The organism is Kordiimonas sp. SCSIO 12603, assembly GCF_024398035.1.
Lineage (GTDB): Bacteria > Pseudomonadota > Alphaproteobacteria > Sphingomonadales > Kordiimonadaceae > Kordiimonas.
Genome location: NZ_CP073748.1, coordinates 2,759,472 through 2,779,218 on the forward strand (window position 1 = coordinate 2,759,472; position 19,747 = coordinate 2,779,218).

The window sequence follows — 19,747 nt, forward strand, 5'->3', positions numbered from 1 at the left end:
AACTCTCCGGCCTTTTCTGGTCTATACCTGAATAAACCTAGAACTTGGCTTTTACACCAAAACTGGCTGTCCAGTCATATTCTTCATACTGTGCAAGGAAATCTTGGCCGCCAGTACGGAATGCGGCCTGAAATGGGCGGTCATTCACGTTAGACATAGTGCCGTATAGCTTCACACCGTCATAGATTTCATAAGAAGCAGAGAAATCCCATTGTTTGTGATCCAGCACGTACCGGTCACCAAAACCTTCAGAGTCAACTTCGTCCAGATATTCATCGCGGTATGTAAGGGCGGCGCGAAGTGTTAGCGGGCCTTTTTCATAACCAAGAACAATATTGGCAATATTTTTGGAAGTACGCGGTAATGGTATTTCACGTACCTCTTCACCTGTATCAATAGTCGCATCACTATCAACATAAGTATAATTCAGGCCAAGGATAATACCGTCAAGCAAACCCGGAAGGAACGTAAGAGCCTGCTGATAGTTAAGTTCAATCCCTTTCACCGTTGCTTCATCACCATTGAACGGCTGAACAACTTCACTGAAATCAATACCATTGATAGTCACATCTTCAAGTGTACGATCTACAACGAAGTTTTTGATTTTCTTATAGAAAACACCTGCTGAAATGATGGAGTCGTTATTCGGATACCATTCAATACCGAAATCAAGGTTGTTACTGGTTAACGGCACAAGCGCTCCATTACCAATTGTACCTTCTGTCGTACGGTCAATCTCGCCATCTTCGAACTCGTCTTCAAACTCGATTTCACCTGTTGGAATAATATCATCAATGTTTGGACGCACAACGGACCGGAAGTATGCTGCACGCAGAAGTAAGTTTGGTTTCAATTCATATCGAACGTTTACACTTGGCAGCCAGTGGCCATAATCACGATCTGTATTTACGGGTGAAACTGATGTTACATCTTCCGTTTCTGGCTCCCCTTCATCATCAAGAACAGGATTACCATCAGCATCGCGAACAATTTCTTCACCAACCGTTACGAAATTACTGCTTGTTTTAAAGTCTGTGTATTCATAGCGAACACCACCGATAACGCGAAGCGCACCAACATCAATACGGCCAAGAATATATGAAGCATAGATATTCTCTTCCGCTTCATAATCTACAGCGTCTGAAGCAATCAAAGTATCTGCTTCATTGATTTCAAAAGTAGATACATTCGCTCGGAAATAATCTTCAACTGCTGCCGCATCAGGGCCAAAATCACCCACCGCAAAATCAGGTGGGAAATCAATATCAGTTCTAAAATCCGCAAGCGTTACATCGCCAAGATTTCCATCATAAACAATGGTGCTGTCATTACGTGACTTTTCACGCAGACGGGCTTTTGCCCCCCATTTAATCAGTACTGGGTTATCATTCCAGTAGAGATCTTTGGCGATATCAAGCTTGAACGCAATCTGCTCATCATCTGTAAAGTTGTTGCCAAACTCAATGGTATCAAGCTCATAAGCGGAAGCATCGCGAATACCGTCAAAATCAGCCTGATTAAGGAAAGCCGAATTAGGAAGAAGTCTGTTTCTGAAATTCACACCAGCATTAAAATCTTCACCTGCGAAATCGATATCAAAGCGGTTTGGCTCATTTTCTTCAGCTTTGGAGTATGAAGCAGAATATTCAATGCGCATGCTATCAAGACGCGTTTCACCGCCCGCCTGCACAGTCAGAATTTTCTGAGTTTCAACGCGGTTTCTAACATCACGGTCTGCTTCAATACCATTCTGGAACGCAACGCCATCGGCTGCATTTGTATTATCCAGATCGAACTCGCCTTCATCAAACTTCAACTCGACCCGACTACGGATTTCAGAATCTCTAAAGTTGGAATAAAGAGAACGGATATAAAGATCTGTGCTGTCTGTCGGTTTAAAATCAAGGTTTAAAGCAGCAGCGATACGGCGACGAGAAATCACATAATCACGGAACTCAAGCTCTTCCGGGATTAGTGCATCAATTGTTTGATCTTCATCATCTTCATTGATCCAGCCACCATCAACTTCAACATTGTCTGAGCCAAAATCACGATCGAAATAACTGAAAGAACCTGCAATTGCGAAACGATCACTGAACTTGTTTGCAATTGTTAGAGCCCCTTTAGGGCTAATATCATCCTGCTGGCGGTTATAACTGCCTTCAAGTTTTGCTTTCACGAACAAACCGTCACGATCAAAACCAGAAAGCGTTTTAATATCAACATTACCACCAATCGCATCACCATCTACGTCAGGTGTCAGGGACTTTGTAACCTCAACACTTTCAAGAATTTCAGATGGGAAGATATCCAAGGCTACCTGACGGTCACCACCTTCAGGGGAAGGAAGCCTTACACCACCAATCGAAGAAGAAGATAGGTTTGGATCAATACCCCGAATGATTACAAAGCGGCCCTCGCCCTGATCATTTGCTACAGATAGACCAACGATACGGCGCACCGCCTCTGATACGTTCTGGTCAGGAAAGTTACCCGCTGCATCAGCTGACAGGAAGTTTGCCACATTATCGGCCGAACGCTGTTTGGCAAGTGAACTATTCAGAGAACCACGAAGACCAGTTACAACGATAACTTCGTCAACACCTTCATTCGCACCATAAGCAATATCAAGCTTACCGCCATCTTCGGATACAGTAACCTTTCGTTCAATCGGATCTGTACCAATATAATTGATTACCAGCGTATATTCGCCTGCTGGAATATTACCGAAATAATATCCACCTTCAGCATTGGTCACTGTACGGCGATTAAGTTCCTTAATTTGCACAATAGCGCCTTCAAGTGCCACTGCGTTTTCACTATCGGAAATACGGCCTGAAAGGTCAGCCGCGTAAGCAGCACCAGACGCCAAAATAGCCACCGCACTTGCTGTAGTGAGTACAGCACGGCGCACATTCTTAAGTTTTGATGGAATAGACATTGTTTCTCTCTGAGCCATTTATAGTGGTGTTTACTATTGAATTATCTGGCCACTTAGAAACGCTGAGATTGTTACGCTTCAGTTACGAGTGAGTGAACTTTCCATGTAACAAAGAAAAAATTGAATATTCCTTTTATAAATCAATACCTTAGAACTATACTAACAAAAAAAGGAGCCACAAACGCAGCTCCCCTCATCGCCAATAAACAAGAAATATTACTAATCAAAGACGTAGTTTACAGAGGCTAAATCATTGAGAGAAAGACCTATCAGCAATACGCTATCCCCTCCACCGATATCAATCAATACACCACCAGATTGCTCGCTGGCTGCAGCTTGAACATCACCTGCTGATTGGAAATTGGTCGTTGCATTTGCAAGGTACAGCGTATCATCAGAAACATTGAAGTCTTCAACACGGTCGTCTCCATGACCGTCAGCAAACACAAACGTATCTGCGCCAGATCCCCCCGTGAAGGTATCATTACCGCTACCACCCCACAGAGTATCATCACCCGATCCGCCATCAACAGTATCGTTTCCACCGCCAGAGAAAAGATTATCAGCACCAGCCTGGCCAAAAATCACATCAGAGCCACCGCTACTATAGACAAGGTCATCGCCAGCACCCAAATCGATATAATCATTAGTCCCGCTATCACTACCATCATTCTGGCCACCAAAAACGCTATCATCACCACCAGCGGCATAAACGGTATCATCACCCTGACCACCACCGATCAGGTCAGCACCATCTGCTCCGTATATGGCATCTCCTCCATTTCCAGACCAAATGACATCACTTGCCGTACCTGTTGTTACCTGTTCACCATGATCAAATAGGCCATTATCAGTTACAGCACTATCGTCCCAACCACCTGCAACCAGCGTATCAGCGCCATCCCCACCGTAAAGCGTATCGGAGCCATCAGCTAAAGCACTGGTTGCTGAAGATACAAGTTGTTTTATTTCTCCATCATTGGCACTTCCACCAATAAGCAGATCATTTCCAGCGGCCCCAGCTACCGTATCGTTTCCACTGCCTCCAACAACAATGTCATCACCATCATCATCGGCTCCGGCCCATAACTGATCATTCCCCTCTCCGCCGAAGCTTTGGTCATCACCGGCACCGCCGCGCAGCACGTCATTACCTGCCCCGCCTTCCATACGGTCATCACCATCATTTCCAATCAAACGGTTCGCGGCATCGTTACCTTGAATAGTATCATCACCAGTTGCGCCAGTAGCGTTTTCTATGATGGTATCATCCGCTATATAGAGAGTATAACTATCTTCGAAGAAGCCAGTTCCCTCAGACCAATACTGAATATCAGTTCCTACATTACTCCAAGAGCCTGGGGCTAAATTAACATGCACTGCCTTAGCGCCTGTAACAGCCAAGGTATCCTTACCTCCATAATCCCATACAGTCTGCAGGTAGCGCTCAGCTGTATCAAAGGTATAAGTATCTGTACCAGCTGTTGTAACAGTATCCTTACCGTACAATTCCTGCAGCACCACAATATCATGATACATATATGTTTGCGGCCAGAGATCAGCCCATGTCGCTTCGCTGAAACGGGCGGATACCGTATAGCTCATTACAGTATATTCAACACCTTCCAGCTCAGAGGGCATCGTTGCACCACCAATGCCCCCCTCAAACGAATGACTAAGACCAAGCGCATGCCCAAGTTCATGTAAAATAGTATGTTCGAAGTCTACGTCAGTTTCTTTATGATTTTTAGAAATTAACCAGATGTCACCTGCCTGCACTGTATTGCCTGGCAAATAAGCCCAGCCAACAGCGCTTTCATCATCAATCCCAGACCAGGCTATCCTAAGTGTACCGGCTGTGGTTGCATCATCTTCTACCTGTGCAAAATCCAGGTTTGTGTACCGGCGCAGTTCTTCAAGTGCCTCAACGAATAGTCCTTGGGCATATGCAGAAAGTGTTGATACCCCACTAACAGGCTCTAAATCCTGCCCGTCTCGATAGCCGACAATATCATCCGAGGAATATACACTGTCAGGGCCGCCAAAGCTGTATGTGAGTGTCGTCGTACCATCTGCATTAGCCGAATATTTAATACCAGATATCAGCGCATCAATAGTCTGCGTACCAGTCGCTGCCGCAGATGATGTAGGTACGACATCATCAATCCCGCTTACTGTTGTACTTGCCTGATTAGCATCTTCGCTTCGAACTGGGCTAACTTTTCCGCTACAATTACAATTACATGTGCTGCTACCTACACACAAAACCGCCTCCTCTGAACTGAGCCTGAAAAAACGAGTTTATACCTCTAGCTGGTAAACAAAAAGTGTTATGTGTAATTTTAGTGAAATCACTGAATTAACAATCTTAGAAAGAGTGTAAAAACAAAACTGCAAGATATAGATTGTTTGGAAAATATAAATGGCGATCCCGCGAGGACTCGAACCCCGAACCTGCTGATTAGAAGTCAGCCGCTCTATCCAGTTGAGCTACGGGACCGCACATAGATATATGGCCGTCTGGCCAGCGGGCTGCACACTATCGTAACAGCCTGAAAAAGAAAATAGGTAAAATGCCTTACCTAAAAGTTTCTTTCCGCTGATAAGAAAAAAGGCATCCAACAAGGATACCTTCTTCTTCGACTGGGTTTTATTGGTCTTAAAAACTTTCCCGGAAGAAAGTGGTCGGGGAGACTGGATTCGAACCAGCGACCCCCTGTACCCAAAACAGGTGCGCTACCAGGCTGCGCCACTCCCCGGCGCTCGGTGTATCTATTCTTATCAGCCCACTTATGCAAGGGAAAAATAACAGGCTGAAGAAATTTTATCTGGAAACGAAAAAAGACATCCCGAAGGATGCCTTTTTATTCGTTGGGTTTTATTGGTCTTAAAAACTTTCTCTGAAGAAAGTGGTCGGGGAGACTGGATTCGAACCAGCGACCCCCTGTACCCAAAACAGGTGCGCTACCAGGCTGCGCCACTCCCCGGCGCTCGGTGTATCTAGGGTTATAGCCGTTCTGATGCAAGGGAAAAATTCAAAAATTATGAAAAAACCGAGCGCAGCCCGCAACCCCATGGTTTCCAAGGCTTTGAAAGCGTGTCATTGAAACCTTATACAAAAACAGGGAACAGAGTAATTCTGCTCCCCATCCGTTTTCACCCATACTGTAACAAATGAGTCGTAATTCTCTAATGCTTTCGTACATAACGCGCAAAGTTGGAAGGCGCCCCGCCACCCGGCAAGTTTACCTTCTGCACTACTTCCATCTCTGTTCCACCATTCACTAAAGTCCGGTAAGCCATCATGCGTTCCTGATCACGGTAAAAAGCTGAAGAATCCAGTGTATTCTCTGAAGTCGCTGTTACTGAAATAGCATCAGCCAGATCACCACCCGCGAATTTATATTGGTGCCCATCTGGTTTACAGCGGAAGCTATGTGCGTGTTGCTCGCCTTCGGTATCGACCCAGGCCATTTTAAACTCAAGCTCTTCCCCATTCTGGTGGATAGCGTAATAACCAGTTACTGGTGGCTCACCCTGCTCGTATTCGCAGCTGTCCGGGTCCAAAATCCACTCGCCAAGAAACCCTTGGTAAAGGGGCTTATCGCTCATGATACTTCCTTTTATAGAAATTCAAGATTTTCGCTGAAACGCCTTAAAGAGCGCACTAGCATCTGCCACCAGCTTATCCCCTACCCAGATGGAACCTGCAACAGAAAAGAGACCATCACCAGCAGAATGCGCAGTTGCGGTTCCTTCCACCCAGTCACCAAGCTTTGCCGGACCTAAAAAATCAGTCGTTAAACGCACAGTAACAAACGGTGGATCAGTTACCTCCATAACCGCAGTAGCGAGCATGATATCGGCAAATGTCATCAGCATACCGCCATGACACATTCCACCAGCATTTATGTGGCGCTCAGCAACACGAAATCCGCGCGACCAAACATCACCAGCACGTTTTTCAAACAGGGGCCCATTTTCCCAGGCAAAATTGGAATTGGATACAATTGGCCCATAACCCTCAGGCGGGTTAGCCGCAGCAATCATTTCATCTGTTGCAATGCGGCTTTTCATTAGTTCTTGAATGTTTTTGCGTTACCAAGGAAAGCATGACGAACAATATCGCCTGGCTTGATATTCAATTCTTCTGCGCGGCCCCCAGGAATTTCAAGCACAGCCTTGGCTTTACCTTCAGAGCTGTAGCGCGGCCCTTCATCAAGAGGCTTGGCGTTAGCCCGAATATTCAAAATCTCACCGGTTTTCTTCATGAAGATAATATCAAGCGGGATCAGCGTATTCCGCATCCAGAAACTTCTGTAATCTTCATTTGGAAAAATAAAGAGCATCCCGGCATCTGGTGCCAGATGTTCCCTATTCATCAGACCTTGTTGCCGCTGTGCGTTTGAAAGCGCCAATTCAACATGAAATTCATGTACGGAACCATCAGCACGTTCAATGATAAGTGGCGTGGTAAGCTTTTCTTGAGCATTGGCGGGCGCAACACTACCGACCAAAAACAAAAGCACACAGGCCATAAGCCTGCGTGCTATCTGTGTTAGTTTCAATTTATGCATCACCCGGAAGTGCTATCTGGGCAACCAGCGGCCCACGTTCTCCTGTACCAATACGAACCCTTACAGGCTGTGTTGGCTCAAGATCAGTTAAACCAGCTCTACGAAGCGTTTCTATGTGAACAAAGATATCTTGAGTACCCTCACCACGAGATACAAAACCATATCCTTTGGTTCTATTGAACCATTTCACTTCCACGTCTTCGAAATCCTCAGATACATCAACATCCATACCTGGGTGTGAAAAAGAAGACCTTCCCAAATCTTCTGGCGAAACTGCGGTAGATAAATCAAGAGAATGCACCAACACCGCCTGTCGGCCTCTATCTCTTGCTACAGCATTACAAACTACTGTTGTACCCTCAGGTACCGATCTCCGTCCCACTTCCCGTAGAACTGAAAAATGCAGCAGAACATCACCGTCATCATCATCTGCTACAATAAATCCGTACCCTTTTACAGCATCGAACCATTTAACTTTACCAGTAACCTTCTGGCCAAGTTCTTCGGGCCGTTCCTCTGGACACACGTCATTACGGCCGTCCATACCATTCCCCCCTTTAAGGAATATCAGTCGTTACTTGCCACCTGCCGTTACATACTTAACAACAGGTTAACAGAAGTATGCTACTGCCAAAAGAAAACGCCCGCAACAAATTTCGTCACGGGCGCGTGTAATCAACCTATTGATTGAATTTGGATTTTATCAGTGACCACCTTTAGAAGTTGTGTCTACCGTAGCGGAATGATGCTCAATCAGATGCGCATCATAGAGGTCTTGGGTTATTGGCTGAAGGAAATTCGCAACAGCAATGTAACCTACGATTGACATAACAATGGTGTAAGGCAGTGCCATGATAACCATCTTCATATAGCTCAGACGAATAAGTGGCGCGAGGGCTGAAGTTAGCAGGAACAGGAACGCAGCCTGACCATTAGGTGTTGCAACAGATGGAATGTTCGTGCCTGTGTTAATAGCCACAGCCATCAAATCAAACGTATCACGGTCAATAACACCATCTGCAAGAGCCTTTGTTGTTTCAGTTACGTAAACCGTTGCAACAAACACGTTATCCGAAATAGCAGACAAGACACCGTTAGCAATAAAGAGCGCGGTAATCTGTTCAGAAGCTGTTGGTAGGCTCAATACGAACTCTGTAACCGGTGCAAACAGCTGGTTATCACTGATCACACCAACGATAGAGAAGAATACAACAAGCAGTGCTGTAAACGGCAGAGCTTCCTCAAACGCGTGACCAATCTGGTGCTCTTCTGTAATACCGGTAAGGGCAGATGCAAGCACGATAACAGAAAGACCAACAAGGCCCGGGCTGATGTGGATAATAAGTGCTACTACAAGCCACAATGCCACAATACCTTGAACCATAAGAGCAGCTTTATCGCGCTTTGTGCGTCGCTCGCCCTCGTAGTTATCGTAATCAACAATAATATTCAGCACTTTTTCAGGAATCTTTGCGCCGTAACCGAACTTACCTGTCAACTCAAGAACCACACATGTTGCAAGGCCTGCAAAGAATACAGGAAGTGTTACAGGCACCATACGGAAGAAGAACTCATCAAATGCCCAACCAGCGCGCGCACCGATTAGAATGTTCTGCGGTTCACCCACCAATGTCATCACACCACCGAGTGCTGTACCAACAGCCGCATGCATCATAAGGCTGCGAAGGAAAGCACGGAACTGTTCAAGCTCATTCTCGTTCAACTTATCAAGCTGACCATCATCTGAGTGGTTATGGTCATGACCGAAGTCCTTACCAGATGCCACTTTATGGTAGATAGAATAGAAACCAACAGAAATGGAGATCACTACCGCTGTTACTGTAAGCGCATCAAGGAATGCTGAGAGGATAGCGGCCATAAAAGAGAAAATCATCGAAAGGATGACTTTGTTACGTACATTCACAAGGATTTTTGTGAATACAAACAGAAGCATATTCTTAAGGAAATAGATACCTGCCACCATAAATACCAGCAGCATGATTACTTCTAGATTGCTTTCAATTTCATGTACAACTGTACCCGGGGAGGTCATGCCAAGTGCCACAGCTTCAATCGCAAGAAGACCACCCGGCTGAAGTGGGTAACACTTAAGTGCCATTGCAAGTGTGAAAATGAACTCAAGAACAAGAGCCCAACCAGCAACATATGCACCAGCTGTATAATATAGAATTGGGTTTAGTATCAAAAAGCCAAGAATGGCCATTTTGTACCATTCAGCGGAATTTCCAAGGAAATTCCTTCCTGCAGGGTTCGCGAAAAGCGACATATTTTTTCCCTCTTAACTATTCTGCCCAGAAATGAACAATCTGCTGATTGATGCTTGTAAATGTCGGGGGGCGGCAAATCAAGGTAAACTGGTATTATAGTTTTTTGATGCCCTAAGCATTTCAGCAATAATGAAACACCACATATTGTATGTTGCTTTTACAAACAATATATTAACCACAGCCTACCCTAATGAGTGAAAGAGCCTATGTTCCATACACTTAAGATAGCCAACGAATGGCTTAAAACCAGTGATTTCATATGTTTAGCTGTTGTAACAAAGACCTGGGGCTCAGCACCAAGGCGGAAGGGGTCATTAATGATTATCCATCCGGAAGGTCATTTTGAAGGGTCTGTTTCCGGGGGTTGTGTTGAAGGCTCAGTGATTTCAGAAGCCCTGACACTTGACGGGGCTAACCATAAAAAACTTACGTATGCTGTTTCAAATAATGAGGCTTGGGAGGTAGGACTCGCATGTGGTGGCGAAATTGAAATCCAACTTTTTAAGATATCCTCGGAAAATTTACCTATTGTAGAAGCTTCCCTTCGAGCCATAGAGACACGCGCAATTATTGAGCTCACTCTTGATAAAAAAGGTAATGCACACCAAGCATTGCCTCCTTCAACCTCTGAAGGTCAGATACTTATTGATGCCGATAGCAACACAAAATTATTGATAGCCCCTCGCAACAGAATGCTTATCGTTGGCGCAGTTCATATAGCCCAGCATTTAGCCCCAATTGCTATTGCCTGCGATTATGAAGTGATAATCATTGATCCGCGAGCATCCTTTACTGAGAACCGAAACTTCAGCGGCGCTACTGTCGTCAACGACTGGCCTGATGAATATGTGAAAGCTAGCCCAATTGATCAAGCAACAGCAATTGTCACCTTAACCCATGATCCAAAGATTGATGATGCTATTCTCCGCCCCGCTCTTATCAGCAAAGCTTTTTACATTGGTGCGCTTGGTAGTAAGAAAACCCATGCATCACGATTGGAACGTATGAAAGGCTTTGGGTTTTCCCCTCATGCACTTGCGCGGATTAATGGCCCTATTGGGCTTAATATCGGAGCAACAAACCCTGCTGAAATTGCTGTCTCCATCATGGCTGAAGTAACTGACACCTTAAGGACAAACAGTGCAGTTTAAAGACATTGCTACACAAAAAGCCCTTGGTTGGCATTTAGCTCATAGCCTGAAAGTTGGTGAAAAGCGCATACCCAAAGGCCACCTATTAGATCAAAACACATTAGATCTCATCATATCAGCGGGTATTAGTAGCTTATGGGCTTATCAGTTTGAGGCTGGCGATATTAAAGAAGATGAAGCTGCCAGAACCGTCGCGGCTGCCATTTCCGGCAAGCATACTTACACGGAAAAGCCAACTAAAGGTCGTGCCAATATTTTTGCTGAATCGGATGGACTCTTGCAGGTTGGTCATGCCGTTGAAGTCTTGAATACAGCGAATAAAGATTTTGGCGTAGCGACGCTACCTACACTTAGCAGGGTTAAAAAAGGCCAATTAATCGCTACAGTAAAAACTATCCCCTATGCGGTGAGTGAAGCCGACCTAAAAATAGAGGACGCAGTTAAGGGCACACTTTTGGTCACCCCATTTGACAACTACAAAACAACACTTATTTGCTCCGACAATCGATTTACAAAGAAAAATCAAGCTGTTATTCGAAATCGCATACAGGAAACAAAGGGCACACTTTCGGGCACAGTGTCTGTGGACCACTCCATAAAATCAATTTCAGAAGCTATTCAAAAAGCAGCGGATAAAAATGATCTTATTTTGCTACTCGGTATTTCTGCCATTGCCGACATACGAGACGTTCTTCCCGCTGCAGTGGTTGATGCGGGCGGTGAAATTATACAGATTGGTATGCCCGTAGATCCCGGCAATCTGCTTATGCTCGCAAAAATCGGCGACACGCCGATTATTGGAATTCCAGGTTGCGCCAAATCCCCGGCACTTAATGGTTTCGACTTTGTTTTAGAACGTTTCGCGGCAGGCCTTCCGCTTGATACCAGCATGTTAAGCACTCAAGGCATTGGTGGGCTTTTAAAGGAAATCCATTCACGCCCGGAACCACGTACAGGCAAAAGCGAAACAACGGAGATTGCCGCCATTACATTAGCAGCGGGCAAATCCAGCAGGGCGGCATCCATCCACAAGTTACTAGCACAGATGAATAGTAAGCCAGTACTAGAACACACTCTCAAGCAAACTGCTGCGCTCAATAACATTAAAAGATACGCTGTTACTGGCTTTCGTTCACAGGAAACAACGCCTGTTATTGAAGGTCAAAATATAGAAGCCCTCTTTAATGCTGAGTTTGAAAGTGGCATGGCTTCCAGCATCCGCAAAGGCATCTCAGCTTTATCAGCCGACACATCGCTAACCTTTATTGTCCTCGGAGACATGCCCTTCGTCACCCCAGCCACCTACAACAAGCTTCTTCAAGCTGCAGAGCGAACACCTGAAGCAGAAATTTTCATCCCTACATTTAATGGCAAGCGCGGCAACCCTGTGCTCTGGCGCTCCTCAATGTTTGAAGAACTTAGCAAAATCAGTGGTGATAAAGGCGGGAGAGCTGTTTTCCAGCGGTATGAAAGCCTTGTATGCGAAGTAGACGTTTCTGATCCTGGTATCCTGATTGATCTTGATACACCTGAAGCCTTGGCTCAGTTTGGCATTACGGCAGTAGCTGAATAATTTCTTCTTCCGTGGCATCAAGAATACGCTGAACCATTTGATAAGGAAATCCCGCCCGCATCATAGCAGCCCTTTCCTTTTCAACCTTTTCTTCAGAGTATCGATCAGCACGCCTGAACGGCCCAAATCGCCTGCGCTTCGCGTAAGCCGCAGCAGCTGAAAGATCAATATCTACCTCCGGTTCATCCTGAATTGCTGCAAATAACTCTTGGATAATATCCTGAGGAACACCTTTATACCGAAGATCCTGCGAAATCACACGAAGTGGCTTCCCTTTTCTAAGCAAGCTTTCATATCTGCTTTTTGCATAAAGGGCATCGTCAACATAACCGTATTTCACACACTTCTGCGCAACATCAGCTATCCACCTCCTATGCTCAGAAGAAACCTCCTGCCCCTCTTCGAGGCGTCTGCGAACTTTCCGCTCTAGTACAGAACGTAGATTTGCCTCTGTACTTGAGAAGCGCCCCAAATAATGAAGCGCCGCTCGTTCCAGATAACCTTCAGATATCTTCTTGGGTTTCGCCACCTAAAGCGCCTCAATCATATTCAGGAAACGGTCTAGTTCTTCTTTACTATTATAATAATGCGGAGAAACCCGGATTGTGGTGTTAATCCCCCTAGCTCCAAGATCAAGCCTTGTATGCTCAATGGTTGATACTTGCACACCAACACCTTCTTCGTGGAATTTTGCTTTTACAGCCGCGGCATCATGCCCTTCCTTATTGAAGGTGATAATGGCCGCTGTCGCATCTTCCTGACATGTAGGAATAACCCCCTTTATATTGTAGAGGTTTTGACGCAAATAGGCCGCCCTATGCTGAATTTCCTCCGTGGCTTTTTCCAGCCCCAGTTCTAACAAGTAATCAATAGCTGCTCCAAAAGCGATCTGGTTCCCAATATTCCGCTCCCACGCCTCAAAGAGCGCTGTATCGCTACGAAACTCTATTTCCTGATCACCAATCCAAGCAGCAGATTTATTTGTGGCAATAACAGGTTCGATTCTATTGCGGGCTTTCTCATTCATATAAAGGAAACCCATTCCCCTAGGCCCACGAAGGAACTTGCGTGCAGTGCCCGTCGCCATATCACAGCCAACACTTTCAACCTTCACCGGCAACTGCCCAACAGATTGGCAAGTATCAACAAGATACAGAATATCTTTCGCTTTAGCGATTTTTCCAATCTCTTCAACAGGAAGTATCTGGCCGCTTGAGGACGGCACATGTGTAACGCTGATTAACTTGGTTTTATCATCAATCAGACCTTCCAATTGGTTAAGGTCTAACTGCCCATCAGATTTTGGGTAAGCAACTCGAACCTCAATACCACGCTGCTTGGCTCGGTGGAGGTAAGCCACATAGTTACTGCAGTATTCATTATAGGCGGTGATAATGTTATCACCTTCCTTCATCGGCACACTGTAAAAAGCCTTTGTCCATGCATCAACTGCACTACCCGTAATAGCGAAATCCTGAACAGAACCACCGATCAACTGAGACAGCGAATTATATACACCATCAATCACCGCTGACTGTTGCTCTTGCGCAACATATCCACCCATTCTGACTTCTTGGTCAAGATGCGACTGGATCGCATTAATCACAGGTTCAGGCATCAAAGCAGCCCCGCAATTGTCTAAATGCAGCCGTTTTGCAGCCCCCGGTGTTATTTCCCGCATTTTTTCTAGCTCTAACGAACTAAAGTTGGACAAAAAATCCGTCATTTTTTAGCCTTATTTTTTAAATAATGCATTCGAATTGACGCTTGTTAAGGCAGAATTTGCTTGCGTACTTGGGCCACAAAATGTAATTCCACCTTAATTAATAAGCGTAACATAGCTTGTGAATGAACAAGTTAAATAGGGTTGAAGCAAGCAAAATTTAGCCTTACTCTTCGCTTAGAGGATAAGTAATTGATATAGCCCGTTGCCCATTGCGGGCTATGGGTTGTTGTTTTAGTAAGCTCCGGCTAAAGTACTTGGCTGGGATAATAATATGGTTGAAGCCGACGCAATGACTGTAGTGACACCTACTCTTGATCCAAGCCTACCAAGGCGCTATTCGGATTTTGATACTCTTGTTGAAGCAATGGAGTATGCTGCCCAAGGTAAAAGAGGCGCAAATTTCTTCAATGCCAGAGGGGACTTGATCCAATCTGTAACTTGGACTGAACTACGTAACCGTGCCGAAACCATAGGTCGTAAACTGACCAAACTTGGTTTTGAAAAAGGTGACCGTATCGCACTGATTGCTGAAACGAGTGCAAACTTTGTCGCCTTCTTTATGGGTTGCCAATACGCCAGCGTTCTTCCTGTCCCTCTACCTCTACCAACTTCGTTCGGGGGTAAAGTGGGCTATGTGTCGCAGCTACGCATGCAAATGGAAAGCTGTGAAGCAAATGGCATTATGGCACCAGAATTCATGGGTGAGATGATCGCTGAGGCGACAGAAGGCATGAACATGGTCTTCTCTGGCGCTATGGATGATTATCTCGCGGTTGAAGGCGATGGTGAACTTCGCCTCCCGGTTAAAGAAGATTTAGCCTACCTTCAATATTCATCTGGCAGCACACGTTTCCCACACGGCGTATCCGTTACACACCAATCTCTTCTCGCTAATACTCATGGTATGGGCTTTCACGGTGTTAAATTAATTGATGAAGATCGCTGTGTATCATGGCTCCCGTTTTATCATGACATGGGACTTGTAGGCACGCTGCTAACGACAATTACTTGTCAGGTATCTGTGGACTTTATCCCAACAGAAGAATTTGCACGCCGCCCTCTGAGCTGGCTTCGCGTTATCAGCCAAAACAAAGGCACGCTTACATACAGCCCTACTTTCGGTTTCGATATCTGTGCACGCCGCGCTGCAATGCGCTCAAGTGCGATGGAAGGTCTTGACCTTTCAAGTGTGCGTGTTGCGGGTATCGGCGCAGAGATGATCCGCCCAGATGTTCTTAAACGTTTCCATGACACATTTGGCGAAATCGGCTTCTCTGAAAAAGCCTTCCTGCCAAGTTACGGCCTGGCGGAATGTACGCTCGGTGTAAGTTTTGGTAAAGTTGGCGTTGGTATCGAAGTTGATCTCGTTGAAGAAGCTTCACTAACCGGAGATCGCCACCTACTTGTAAACGGCAGCGAAGATAATCCGCGCATGCGCAAAGTTGTTAACTGCGGTACGCCTCTACCGGAATATGATATTGAAATCCGCAATGAAGACGACAACGTTCTTCCAGAAAACCATGTAGGACGTGTATTCCTCCGCGGTATTTCTGTAATGCGCGAGTATTTCAATGATCCTGAAACAACCCGTGCCGTGCTTAGCCCAGAAGGCTGGCTCGACACAGGCGATATGGGTTATATGAAAGACGGTGACATTTATATCGTTGGCCGCGCCAAAGATATGATCATTGTAAACGGTAAAAACCACTGGCCACAGGATATCGAGTGGGCTGCGGAGCAAATTGACGGTATTAAAACTGGTGATGTTGCAGCAATTTCCGTCCCTGGTGAAAATGCCGAAGAAGTACCGATGGTTTTAGTGCAATGCCGTATTTCCGATGTTGCTGAGCGCACAAAACTAATCGAAGATATTCGTAAGCAAATTCAGGCGTCAACTGGTGTTACAAGCTTGATTGAACTGGTATCACCACGAGCTCTACCGCGCACCTCGTCTGGTAAATTGAGCCGAACCAAAGCCCGAAACGCTTATCTTTCAGGAAACTTGCAAGCACTAGCTAGCTAACCAATATGACAGATCAGATCACAAATACTGCCGCTGGTAAGACAATTGCTCTAACCGGCGGCACTGGTTTTTTAGGCGGCCATGTTATTGATTGCCTTTTAAACGCCGGACATAACATCCGTGCCCTAACCCGCCGCTCACAGCCGGAGCGGGAAGGTATTATTTGGGTTGAAGGGTCTATGTCGGATACTGAAAGCCTAGAGAAACTTTGTGAAGGTGCAGATACACTCATTCATGTTGCAGGTCTTACCAAAGCGCTCAATCGGGATATCTTTTTCGATGTGAATGTAAAAGGCAGCAAGCTTGTTTTTGAAGCCGCAGCCAAAACAGGCGTTGACCATGTTATACATATTTCAAGCCTTGCTGCCCGTGAACCAAGGCTTTCCCATTATGGCGCCAGCAAAGCTGGAACAGAAATGCTGCTGACAGCACGTAAGTGGCCCTTCAGCTGGACGATAGTACGCCCACCAGCCATTTATGGCCCAGGTGACAAAGAAATCTTGAAACTTCTTAAAGCAACTAAACTCGGTGTGCTCCCTGCCCCAGGTAGCAGTAAAAATCGTGTTTCAATGATTCATGCACGTGATCTTGCTGAAGCAATCACCGCGATGTGCGATAAAAGCCATAGTGCTTCTATTGTTGAAATTGACGATGGTAAAACAGGCGGGTATCAGATTTCAGAAATTGCTGAAGCTGTGCCAAGCAATTCCGACAAGAAAACAAAAATTATCCCGCTTCCATTTTGGGTTTTAGGGTCGATTGGAGCCGTGAACGGCATTTTTGCTAGCCTTGTTAAGAAGCCAGCAATGCTTACACTCTCTACAGCCCGATACCTTTGCCATCCTGACTGGGTGGTAAGAGAAGGCAGACGTCCTAAACTTGCAAATTGGTCGCCAAAATTTAGCCTTAAAGCCGGATTAGAGGATACAATCGACTGGTATCGAAAAAACGGGCTTTTATGATTGGCAACTCCCCTCTATAAACAGGGGTAATTTAAAAATTCCACTAAAATAGGCGGTTAACATGGCAAAAGCCGAAACTCTTGAAACTATCTATGCCCTTATTACACCAATTAATAAAAAGGGCGTAAAGCTTGCACCTGAAGTAACATTCGCTGGTGATCTTGAGCTAGACAGCCTTACCGTGATGGATCTGGTTGCTGATATTGAAGATGAATTCGATATTATTCTTCCCCTCAACCTGTTACCTGATCTTGAAACAATTGAACACGTAGCAGACGCAGTTGAAAAGATTGTAAGCGAAGGCAATTAATCTATGGATTTGCTTGATAAGTTTGACGCAACGGTTGCGCTCCGTGAAAGCCTGCCTTTTGAAAAGGCTGACCCTTTCAAAGTAGTAATGGATGAAATCATTTCAGAAACTGAGGCGATTATTGCTGGCAGACACACTATTCTTGCTGGCACCAATAACTATATGGGCATGACCTTTAACGAAAGCTCTCTTGCGGCTGCAAAGCAGGCAATTGATGATTTCGGTACAGGAACAACAGGCTCACGCGTTCTAAACGGTACATACGGTAGCCACAAAGCCCTTGAGCAAACCATTGCTGACTTCTATGGCATGGACCACTGCATGGTGTTTTCAACTGGATATCAGGCGAACCTAGGCATGATCTCAGCTCTTGGCGGCAAAGATGATTTCATTATCATTGATGCTGATAGCCATGCATCCATCTATGATGGTTGTAAGATGAGCGATGCAACTATTGTACGCTTCAAGCATAATGATGTTGAAAACATGGAACGCCGCCTAAAGAGGCTCCCTAAAGACGCTGGCAAACTTATAGTAATAGAAGGCATTTATTCCATGCTTGGAGATGCCGCACCCGTTAAGGAACTGCTTGAAGTTGCTAAGAAATATGGCTGTATGACACTGGTTGATGAAGCACATTCCATGGGCTTCTCTGGTGAAAATGGCCGAGGTGTAGCAGAGGAACTTGGTGTAGAGCATTTGGTTGATTTCTACGTTGGCACCTTCTCTAAATCGGTTGGTACTGTTGGTGGCTTTGCCGTTTCTAACCACCCTAAATTTGATGTGCTACGCTTTGTGAGCCGTCCATATATTTTCACAGCAAGTCTGCCACCTAGTGTGGTTGCTTCTGCAACAGCTTCTATCGAGGCTATCAAACGCAGTGGAAACCGCCGCGCGCACCTGTGGGAAAACGCACGCCAGCTACACACCGGCCTGAAAACTGCTGGTTTCAAAATGTGTACAGAAAAAGCTGAAAGCCCAATTATTGCTGTACACCTTCCAGATCCAATGATGGGCACCAAATTCTGGGAACAACTGCTTCTTGAAGGTGTTTATGTGAACATGGCTGCACCGCCTGCAACACCAGCAGGTATGTTCCTAATGCGTGTAAGCGTATGTGCACAACACACAAGTGAGCAGATTGATGAAATTATCAAACGCTTTAAAACAACAGCTGAAAAGGTTGGCCTTGAACTAGCAGTATAGAACTTAGTTCAATGAATAAAAAAAGGCGGTCCAATTTGGTACCGCTTTTTTTTAACTATTTAAATGCGCCCTTTTTCCTGAGGCTCCAAAAGAGAGAGACCCCCGCAATAATGGGCCATTTTCTCATCCAGTCTTTTATCTCTATTTCAACACCTGAATGACGACGGATTTTCCAGGCGAGATAATCAATACCGCCATCAAAAGTCATAGAAGCCTTTACAAGCCTCAAAAAGCTCACCCATTTACCGTTCCAGCGACGCATCATCCATTTAAAAGCTGGTTTAAATCGCCGCTCAGGCTGCTTCTGCAAAGGTGTAACCTCAGTGCTTATACCTAATGCTTCAAGAGCTACAGGAGTCAGGCGATCATAACGTTCCTGATCCAAAAGATAGATCTCCAGGCCTTTGCCACCTCGCTCTGATCGTAGTTCCGCCGCATAGGTAGCCTCAAAGGCTTCTACCCATAACTCACGGGATTCAATAACATGGGGCTTTAGATCAAGAATGTTACCCAGCATGGTTTTAACTGCTGTCGCGATATATTCATTAATTTCTGCAAATGCGAGGTCATCGCGAGCATTGAGCAAAAGGCAAGGCTGACAAAAACGCGCCCACACAGAAACATTCAAACATGATGTAGACACCCTGTATTTCAAATCCTCCATGGACAGCACCGCGTATTTAGAGCGCACTGTCATACCGTCTATCTCTGTTTCGTGATAAAAGACATTAGGTGGGATCATCTTATTGGCAGCGGCTAACCAACGTTTTTCATAGGCGTTACTGTAACTATCTACAATCACATAAAAATCGAGAATTTTATCCTCTATTTCTCCCGTACGCAGACATGATCCATAGAAGACCACACCGGTCACACAATCGCCGTAGCGCGTGGATATCTCTTTAGCCGCGATCTCTACCTCTCTAGGCACGGACCGGTCCCATTCGGCCCTGATAAAGCCAACTAGCTCATTATCACTCGAGTTCATGA

16 protein-coding genes and 3 tRNA genes are annotated in these 19,747 nt (G+C 45.4%); 6 read left to right on the plus strand and 13 right to left on the minus strand.

Annotated features, from left to right (window positions below; all coding sequences use genetic code 11):
* Nucleotides 1–37: 37 nt before the first annotated feature.
* The 10 genes from KFE96_RS12875 to nhaB all read right to left on the minus strand — a co-directional run bounded on the left by KFE96_RS12875 (nt 38) and on the right by nhaB (nt 9,805).
* Entirely contained in the window at nt 38–2,941 is a 2,904-nt protein-coding gene (locus tag KFE96_RS12875) for a TonB-dependent receptor (RefSeq protein WP_255832966.1), read from the minus strand.
* A 219-nt stretch (nt 2,942–3,160) separates the two neighbouring features.
* The gene (locus tag KFE96_RS12880; protein WP_255832967.1) at nt 3,161–5,206 is read right to left on the minus strand and encodes a M10 family metallopeptidase; all 2,046 of its coding nucleotides are present in this window, start codon (nt 5,204–5,206) and stop codon (nt 3,161–3,163) included.
* 158 nt (nt 5,207–5,364) lie between these two features.
* Nucleotides 5,365–5,441 (minus strand) — tRNA-Arg (locus KFE96_RS12885).
* Between the two features lie 182 nt (nt 5,442–5,623).
* Nucleotides 5,624–5,700, minus strand: a tRNA-Pro gene (locus KFE96_RS12890).
* 151 nt (nt 5,701–5,851) lie between these two features.
* Nucleotides 5,852–5,928: transfer RNA gene (locus KFE96_RS12895), tRNA-Pro, on the minus strand.
* Nucleotides 5,929–6,130: 202 nt separating this feature from the next.
* Nucleotides 6,131–6,553, minus strand: a complete 423-nt coding sequence (locus KFE96_RS12900) for a hypothetical protein (protein ID WP_247021349.1) — start codon at nt 6,551–6,553, stop codon at nt 6,131–6,133.
* A gap of 21 nt (nt 6,554–6,574) precedes the next feature.
* Nucleotides 6,575–7,018 carry a PaaI family thioesterase gene (locus KFE96_RS12905; RefSeq protein WP_255832968.1) on the minus strand — a complete coding sequence of 148 codons (444 nt, stop codon included), beginning with the start codon at nt 7,016–7,018 and terminating at the stop codon, nt 6,575–6,577.
* Nucleotides 7,018–7,509 (minus strand): DUF192 domain-containing protein, encoded by a 492-nt coding sequence (locus KFE96_RS12910; RefSeq protein WP_255832969.1) that lies wholly within the window; start codon nt 7,507–7,509, stop codon nt 7,018–7,020. Before KFE96_RS12910 ends, KFE96_RS12905 begins: the two co-directional genes overlap by 1 nt.
* 1 nt (nt 7,510) lies before the next feature.
* Nucleotides 7,511–8,062 carry a cold-shock protein gene (locus KFE96_RS18195; protein WP_304665229.1) on the minus strand — a complete coding sequence of 184 codons (552 nt, stop codon included), beginning with the start codon at nt 8,060–8,062 and terminating at the stop codon, nt 7,511–7,513.
* 159 nt (nt 8,063–8,221) lie between these two features.
* The gene (nhaB, locus tag KFE96_RS12925; RefSeq protein ID WP_255832970.1) at nt 8,222–9,805 is read right to left on the minus strand and encodes a sodium/proton antiporter NhaB; all 1,584 of its coding nucleotides are present in this window, start codon (nt 9,803–9,805) and stop codon (nt 8,222–8,224) included.
* Between the two features lie 207 nt (nt 9,806–10,012).
* On the opposite strand from nhaB, the gene KFE96_RS12930 reads away from it, so the two are divergent.
* Together KFE96_RS12930 and KFE96_RS12935 are read left to right on the plus strand one after the other, a co-directional pair.
* Nucleotides 10,013–10,957: an XdhC family protein gene (locus KFE96_RS12930; protein WP_255832971.1), complete on the plus strand. Its 945-nt coding sequence runs from the start codon at nt 10,013–10,015 to the stop codon at nt 10,955–10,957.
* The gene (locus KFE96_RS12935) at nt 10,947–12,530 is read left to right on the plus strand and encodes an NTP transferase domain-containing protein (protein ID WP_255832972.1); all 1,584 of its coding nucleotides are present in this window, start codon (nt 10,947–10,949) and stop codon (nt 12,528–12,530) included. Before KFE96_RS12930 ends, KFE96_RS12935 begins: the two co-directional genes overlap by 11 nt.
* Here KFE96_RS12935 and KFE96_RS12940 read toward each other — a convergent pair.
* Together KFE96_RS12940 and KFE96_RS12945 are read right to left on the minus strand one after the other, a co-directional pair.
* Entirely contained in the window at nt 12,511–13,059 is a 549-nt protein-coding gene (locus tag KFE96_RS12940) for a regulatory protein RecX (protein ID WP_255832973.1), read from the minus strand. The two genes, KFE96_RS12935 and KFE96_RS12940, sit on opposite strands and share 20 nt — an antisense overlap.
* A complete protein-coding gene (locus KFE96_RS12945; protein ID WP_255832974.1) occupies nt 13,060–14,211 on the minus strand; it encodes an aminotransferase class V-fold PLP-dependent enzyme in 1,152 nt (383 codons plus the stop codon).
* 316 nt (nt 14,212–14,527) lie between these two features.
* Between KFE96_RS12945 and KFE96_RS12950 the strand changes: the two genes are divergently transcribed.
* The 4 genes from KFE96_RS12950 (at nt 14,528) to KFE96_RS12965 (ending at nt 18,757) form a co-directional block, all read left to right on the plus strand.
* Nucleotides 14,528–16,279 (plus strand): fatty acyl-AMP ligase, encoded by a 1,752-nt coding sequence (locus KFE96_RS12950; RefSeq protein WP_255832975.1) that lies wholly within the window; start codon nt 14,528–14,530, stop codon nt 16,277–16,279.
* A 5-nt stretch (nt 16,280–16,284) separates the two neighbouring features.
* The gene (locus tag KFE96_RS12955) at nt 16,285–17,241 is read left to right on the plus strand and encodes an NAD(P)-dependent oxidoreductase (protein WP_255832976.1); all 957 of its coding nucleotides are present in this window, start codon (nt 16,285–16,287) and stop codon (nt 17,239–17,241) included.
* 61 nt (nt 17,242–17,302) lie between these two features.
* Nucleotides 17,303–17,551: an acyl carrier protein gene (locus tag KFE96_RS12960; protein WP_255832977.1), complete on the plus strand. Its 249-nt coding sequence runs from the start codon at nt 17,303–17,305 to the stop codon at nt 17,549–17,551.
* A gap of 3 nt (nt 17,552–17,554) precedes the next feature.
* Nucleotides 17,555–18,757, plus strand: coding sequence for an aminotransferase class I/II-fold pyridoxal phosphate-dependent enzyme (locus KFE96_RS12965; protein WP_255832978.1), 1,203 nt, complete (start codon nt 17,555–17,557; stop codon nt 18,755–18,757).
* Between the two features lie 55 nt (nt 18,758–18,812).
* On the opposite strand, the gene KFE96_RS12970 is transcribed toward KFE96_RS12965, so the two are convergent.
* Nucleotides 18,813–19,745, minus strand: coding sequence for a hypothetical protein (locus KFE96_RS12970; protein WP_255832979.1), 933 nt, complete (start codon nt 19,743–19,745; stop codon nt 18,813–18,815).
* Between the last annotated feature and the right edge of the window lie 2 nt (nt 19,746–19,747).